Annotated in this window: 6 protein-coding genes; 3 read left to right on the plus strand and 3 right to left on the minus strand. The window is 72.6% G+C overall.

What is annotated here, in order from left to right; all coding sequences use genetic code 11:
- The first annotated feature begins 116 nt into the window (after positions 1 to 116).
- Both LE181_RS10540 and LE181_RS10545 read left to right on the plus strand, forming a co-directional pair.
- Entirely contained in the window at positions 117 to 515 is a 399-nt protein-coding gene (locus tag LE181_RS10540; RefSeq protein WP_190110466.1) for an OB-fold nucleic acid binding domain-containing protein, read from the plus strand.
- A gap of 3 nt (positions 516 to 518) precedes the next feature.
- The gene (locus LE181_RS10545; protein WP_225660960.1) at positions 519 to 1,253 is read left to right on the plus strand and encodes a DUF3159 domain-containing protein; all 735 of its coding nucleotides are present in this window, start codon (positions 519 to 521) and stop codon (positions 1,251 to 1,253) included.
- A gap of 124 nt (positions 1,254 to 1,377) precedes the next feature.
- On the opposite strand, the gene LE181_RS10550 is transcribed toward LE181_RS10545, so the two are convergent.
- From LE181_RS10550 to LE181_RS10560, 3 genes are all read right to left on the minus strand, one after another.
- The gene (locus LE181_RS10550; protein WP_190110468.1) at positions 1,378 to 2,055 is read right to left on the minus strand and encodes a potassium channel family protein; all 678 of its coding nucleotides are present in this window, start codon (positions 2,053 to 2,055) and stop codon (positions 1,378 to 1,380) included.
- On the minus strand, positions 2,055 to 2,720 hold the full coding sequence (locus tag LE181_RS10555) for a potassium channel family protein (protein ID WP_225660961.1): 666 nt from the start codon (positions 2,718 to 2,720) through the stop codon (positions 2,055 to 2,057). Before LE181_RS10555 ends, LE181_RS10550 begins: the two co-directional genes overlap by 1 nt.
- Positions 2,721 to 2,944: 224 nt before the next feature.
- A complete protein-coding gene (locus LE181_RS10560) occupies positions 2,945 to 3,922 on the minus strand; it encodes an RICIN domain-containing protein (protein WP_225660962.1) in 978 nt (325 codons plus the stop codon).
- A 493-nt stretch (positions 3,923 to 4,415) separates the two neighbouring features.
- Here LE181_RS10560 and LE181_RS10565 point away from each other — a divergent pair.
- A partial coding sequence (locus LE181_RS10565; RefSeq protein ID WP_225660963.1) for an ATP-binding protein occupies positions 4,416 to 5,943 on the plus strand: 1,528 nt, incomplete at its 3' end.

Genomic DNA, 5,943 nt, shown 5'->3' on the forward strand with positions numbered 1-5,943 from the left:
GCGGGGCGCAGGGGGTTGACGGCCGCCGGGGCGCGGTGCGGTGCCTCCGGTTCCGGGCCCCGCGCGGGCGCCGCGTGTGCTGATCCCGGCCGGGGTCGCCCCGGTACGCTGGGGGCATGAGTGCCGTACCCCGTTCCGAGAGGCCGACCGGCCGTTTCCGCCGGATGCTCGACCGGCTGTCCTCCTCCCAGGAGGAGCTGCACCACGCCGAGCTCCAGCAGGACACGGAGGCCGTGGGCTGCACGCGCATATGCGATTGCGACGACCGGCAGATAGTCAAGGTCACCGGCACGCTGCGGACCGTCACCCTGCGGCCGCGTGCCGGGGTGCCCGCCCTGGAGGCCGAGCTGTTCGACGGTTCGGCCGCGCTGGACGTGGTCTGGCTGGGGCGCCGCTCCATCGCGGGCATCGAGCCCGGCCGTAAGCTGATCGCCTCCGGCCGGATATCCATGAGCCGCGGCCGGAGAGTGCTGTTCAACCCCCGTTACGAACTCCGACCGCTCGGACAGGAGTAGCCGTTGCCGTCCTTCGACAAGCCGACGGACCACCGCACGCCCGAGGACGCGCAGAGCGCGGACTCCAGATCGGTCACCGAGGCCGCCCTGTTCGAAGCCTTCGGCGGCGTGCGCGGCATGGTGGAGACCACCGTCCCCGGCCTGGTCTTCGTTGCGATCTACACGGTCAAGCGCGACATCCACGTCGCGGCGATCGCCGCACTGGGCCTCTCCCTGGTGCTCGGCCTCGCCCGCCTCGTCCGCAAGGACACCCTCAAGCACGCCTTCAGCGGCGTCTTCGGAGTGGCCTTCGGCGCCGTCTTCGCGATGATGTCCGGTGACGCCAAGAACTTCTACCTGCCGGGCATGCTCTACAGCCTCGGCCTGGCGATCGCCTACATCGTCTCCTCGATCGTGGGCTACCCGCTGATGGGTCTGATCCTGGGACCGGTGTTCAAGGAGAACCTCTCCTGGCGCACCCGCAACCCGGGCCGCAAGGTCGCCTACACCAAGGCCAGCTGGGCGTGGGGCCTGATCCTGCTCGCCAAGTCGGCGATCCTCTTCCCCCTCTACTGGTGGGGCGACGCCACCCAGCTGGGCTGGGTGAAGGTGGCCCTCGGCATCCCGCCGATGCTGCTCTCGGTCTACCTGACCTGGATCTTCCTCTCGAAGGCGCCGCCGCCGATCGACGTCTTCGCCGAGATGGAGGCGGCCGAGCAGGCCGAGCGCGAGGCGAAGGCGAACGCCACGGCGCGCTGACGCCGGTTGCGCGACACACAGACACGCAGACACGCAGACGGACGGAGATGCGGAGGGCCCCCGGGACGACGTCCCGGGGGCCCTCCGCGTTGCGTCCTGCGCTACGGGCGCGCGCCGGTGGCGGTCAGCCCTCCGTGCTCTCGCGGCGCACCGACAGCAGGTCCTCCAGCTGCTCCTCGCGCGCCGGGGCCGCCACGAACAGCAGCTCGTCGCCCGCCTCCAGTGCGTCCTCCCGGTTGGGGGTGAGCACGCGGTTGCCGCGGATGATGGTGACCAGCGAGGTGTCCTCCGGCCAGTCCACGTCCCCGACCCGGGTGCCGGCCAGGGCGGACTCGGGCGGCAGGGTGAGCTCGACGAGGTTGGCGTCGCCCTGGCTGAAGCGCAGCAGGCGCACCAGGTCGCCGACGCTCACGGCCTCCTCGACCAGCGCCGACATCAGGCGCGGGGTGGAGACGGCCACGTCCACGCCCCAGGACTCGTTGAAGAGCCACTCGTTCTTGGGGTTGTTGACGCGGGCCACGACCCGCGGCACCCCGTACTCCGTCTTGGCGAGCAGCGAGACGACGAGGTTGACCTTGTCGTCACCGGTCGCGGCGATGACCACGTTGCAGCGCTGCAGCGCGGCCTCGTCCAGCGAGGTGATCTCGCACGCGTCGGCCAGCAGCCACTCCGCCAGCGGCACCCGCTCCACCGAGATGGCCGAGGGGGCCTTGTCGATGAGCAGCACCTCGTGCCCGTTCTCCAGCAGCTCGCCCGCGATGGAGCGGCCGACGGCACCGGCACCAGCAATCGCAACCCGCATCAGTGCGCCTCCTCAGGACCCGCGGAGAACGCCGCTTCGACCTTCTCGACCTCGTCGGTGCGCATCATCACGTGCACCAGGTCGCCTTCCTGCAGCACCGTCGCCGACGTCGGCAGCATGGCCTCGCCCAGACGGGTGAGGAACGCCACCCGCACGCCGGTCTCGTCCTGCAGCAGGCTCACCTTCTGGCCCACCCAGCCCTCCGAGACGGGCACCTCGGCGAGCTGGACGCCGCCACTGGGGTCGCGCCACAGCGGCTCCGCGCCCGACGGCAGCAGCCGCCGCAGCATCTGGTCCGCGGTCCACCGCACGGTGGCCACGGTGGGGATGCCGAGCCGCTGGTAGACCTCGGCGCGGCGCGGGTCGTAGATGCGGGCCGCGACGTTCTCGACGCCGAACATCTCGCGGGCCACGCGGGCGGCGATGATGTTGGAGTTGTCGCCGCTGCTGACCGCGGCGAACGCGCCCGCCTCCTCGATGCCCGCCTCGCGCAGGGTGTCCTGGTCGAAGCCGACGCCGGTGACCCGGCGGCCGCCGAACCCGGAGCCCAGGCGCCGGAAGGCGGTCGGGTCCTGGTCGATCACGGCGACCGTGTGGCCTTGCTGCTCAAGGGTCTGCGCGAGGGCCGAGCCCACTCGCCCGCACCCCATGATCACGATATGCATGACTATTGCCCCGTGCTCCGGTCTACCGCGCTGACCTGCACCAACACCCTGCTCACATCTTCCTTCTTCGGCTCACGGCCCCAAGGGAAGGCTCCCGTGGGTACGACGCGATACGCCCCGCCGGAGCCTCGTCCGCGCACGGCGCTTGGCACCACCGTATCCGCAACCCCGGACGGACCGGGCCCCCGGACCGCCGACCGGCCCCCCGGGCCCGGCCCGGACCGTCAGTGCTGCGGGAAGAGCTGCCATGCCTGGTTGCGGTTGCCGAGGCAGGTCCACTGCTGCAGCGGAGCGCCGAAGGGCGGCGCGGTCCCGGCCGGGTTGTTCGGGTTGGCGGCGTCCAGGCACTTGTCGCTCAGGACCGAGCGCAGTTCGAACAGATTGTCGGCGCGCCGGTGGAGGTACCACTTCTGGTTGTCGCCGCCGTGGCAGGGCCACTGGATCACCCGGGCCCCGTCGTTCTGGCTGAAGCCGGCGACGTCCAGGCACTTACCGGAATGGCGCGCGACGATCTCGAAGATGTTCTGGTAGGCGACGCCGTTGCCCACCCGCCGGAACTGGAACTCCTGGTGACCGCCGGCGACCCTGGTGTGGATGATGAGTCCGGTGCCGTCCGCCGTGCTCGCCTGGAAGACGTCGGCGAACAGCGGGTTCGGGCCGGTGAAGATGCTGTGGAGCCGGTAGAGGTCGTTCGGGAACCAGAACGGGTCCTTGGTGATCGTCTGGCCGTTCCTCTTGTCGGCGGTGGCCGCCCAGTACTTCGTCGCCACCACCGTTTGCTGCCGCACGATCCCGGCCGTGGTGGGGGAGACGCAGACGTGGTCGAGGGGTGTCGCGCGGCGCCAGACCCAGTTGAACGTACAACTGCCGTCGGCCCTGGTGTGCGCGGGGGCCTCGGTGTTCTGCTGCAGGATCGCGGCACGTGAGAGTTTGGTGACACAGACGAGGTCGTTCGGCCTCGCCTTGCGCCAGACCATGCCCGGTACGCAGGTGTCCGGGCCGGCGACCGGAGCCGCTGCGGCCCCGGCTGCGGCGGCCCCGGCCGGAGCGGCCGCAGCACCCGCCGGCGCGGCCGCGTCCTCGCCGGCGGCCCGGGGCGCCCGTGGGCTCGCGCCGGCGGTGTCGAGGCCCGCGACCACCATGATTCCGGCCACCGCGAGGGCGGGCGCGCCGCGCCGCCCGGTCCTTCTCCGTTCGCGCATGACTCTGCCCTCCAGTCGCCGTGGGGGAGTGCGTCCGTCTGCCGGTCCACGGTCCGTCCGACCGGGGCCCGCGGGGGATGGGGATGTCCGAAAACCTGCGGCCCGGTGCCCGGCGCCGCGGCCGGCGGGCGGCGTTGAACGTGGCGTTCCGGGGCGGGACCTGACGAGGTGCCTCCGCCCTCCGGGCCACCGCGGAACGCCGCGCAGCGCGGCCTCCGGTGGCGCCTTCCGCCTCGCCTTTCATGGTGCGCCCGCACCCCGGTCCCTGCATCCCCGGCGTCCGAGAGCTCCCTCACCTTTCCCTTTCCTCGCGCCGACGGCTCCCCTAGGCTCGCCGAATGATCAAGCCGTAAGCCAGTTCGGTATGGGTAACGAAGATCGGACACTCGGTCACCTGCACGGTTAGGATGATCCGGGTATTCCGCTTCTGGACGGGGCGTCAGGACACCGACCTGTCCCTCCGATCCATGCCCCCGTCGTCCAAGAGGAATTGATGTCACATCACATACCGGAGGCGGTGATCTGGTGTCTGGCGATCGCGCTGACCGTCGTTGCGGTCCTGCTGCTGCGCCAGCGGAAGATCACCGCCGGAGTCCGCAGGCGCGTCGCCCAGTTGGAGGACAGCCTCCGGGCGCGTGACGAGGAGACGGCCCACCTGGTCGCCGTCCGGCTGCCCGCCGTCGCGGACGCCGTGAGCCAGGACGTGCCCCTGCCCGGACCGCTCGACGAGCGGCTCGCCGGCACCGCCTTCGCCCAGCGCCTCCAGTCCGTGATGGACCTCTTCGCCCAGGCCGTGGAGAAGGCACAGGCCCGCGCCGACCAGTCCGCCAAGGCCGCGCTCAAGGCGTCCATGCGGGCCCTGCAGGGTCTTGCGCACGAACAGCAGCTGGCCATCTCCGAGATGCAGGAGCGGCACGACAACCCCGACGTCCTCAGGGACCTGCTGGAGATCGACCACGCCAACTCCCAGTTCGGGCGCCGCGCCCAGGCCATCGCCGTGCTCTGCGGCTCCTGGCCCGGACGGCAGCGCGTCGCCTCCCCGCTCACCGACGTCGTCCGCGGCGCCACCTCGCGCATCCGCGACTACCGCCGCGTACGGGTGCACGGCCAGGACGGGATCGCCGTCGTCAGCCGGGTCGTCGAGCCCGTCGTGCTTGCCGTCGCCGAACTCCTCGACAACGCCGCACGCCACTCCCAGCCCAACACCACCGTCGAGGTCAGCCTCCAGCCGGTGCACAACGGCGCGTGCGTGGTCATCGACGACGCGGGCGTGGGCATGGACGGGCGGGAGGTGCAGGAGGCCGTGGCGATGCTGTCCGGCCGGCGCCCCGTGGACGTCTCCCGGCTCGGCGACCCGCCGCAGTTCGGCTTCCCCGTCATCGGCGTGCTCGCCGCGCGCTACGGCTTCAGCGTCTCGGTCGACACGCGCTCGCCCTACGGCGGCGTCCGGGCCGTCCTCTTCCTGCCCAGCGCACTGCTGACCCAGCTCGACCTCGACGGGCCGAGCACCACCCCGCTCACCGGACAGCGCCGTGGACGCACCGCCCACGGCCACGGCGCGACGCGCAAGCCCTCCCGTTCGCACGCGCGCACCGCGGAGCGGACGCACGCCGTCCAGGAGCCCCCGCCGCTCGGCCCGCCGGCCGCCCGGCCCACCGACGGGGTGCCCCCCGTCCTCCCGGACGTCCCCCCGGCCCCGGACGCCTCCATCACCCCGGACGTCCCCCTCACCCCGGACGTTCCCGACGCCTCCGCCGTCACCGGCTCCACCGCCGGCGGGCTGCCCAAGCGCCGCCGCCGGCAGCCGGGCGCCGCGGCACACCGCCGCCCCGCGGCCCCGATGCCCGCCGAGACGCCCCAGGAGCGCACGGCCGAGGAGACCGCCCGGCGCATGGGCGCGTTCGCGCGCGGCACCCGCTCGGGCCGCACCGGCAACCATCCGCTCCCGCACCTCCCCGGTGGCCCCACCCCCGGACAGCCGCCGCACGGGGGCCCGACCGCCCCCGGCCCGCAGCCCGGCC

Origin of the sequence: Streptomyces sichuanensis (assembly GCF_020328095.1) — a bacterium.
Lineage (GTDB): Bacteria > Actinomycetota > Actinomycetes > Streptomycetales > Streptomycetaceae > Streptomyces > Streptomyces cinnamoneus.

Bases quoted from the DNA above. Each gene is read 5' to 3' on its own strand.
- LE181_RS10560 (WP_225660962.1), bottom strand. From the start codon at position 3,922: ATGCGCGAACGGAGAAGGACCGGGCGGCGCGGCGCGCCCGCCCTCGCG.
- LE181_RS10550 (WP_190110468.1), bottom strand. From the start codon at position 2,055: ATGCGGGTTGCGATTGCTGGTGCCGGTGCCGTCGGCCGCTCCATCGCG.
- LE181_RS10555 (WP_225660961.1), bottom strand. From the start codon at position 2,720: ATGCATATCGTGATCATGGGGTGCGGGCGAGTGGGCTCGGCCCTCGCG.
- LE181_RS10540 (WP_190110466.1), top strand. From the start codon at position 117: ATGAGTGCCGTACCCCGTTCCGAGAGGCCGACCGGCCGTTTCCGCCGG.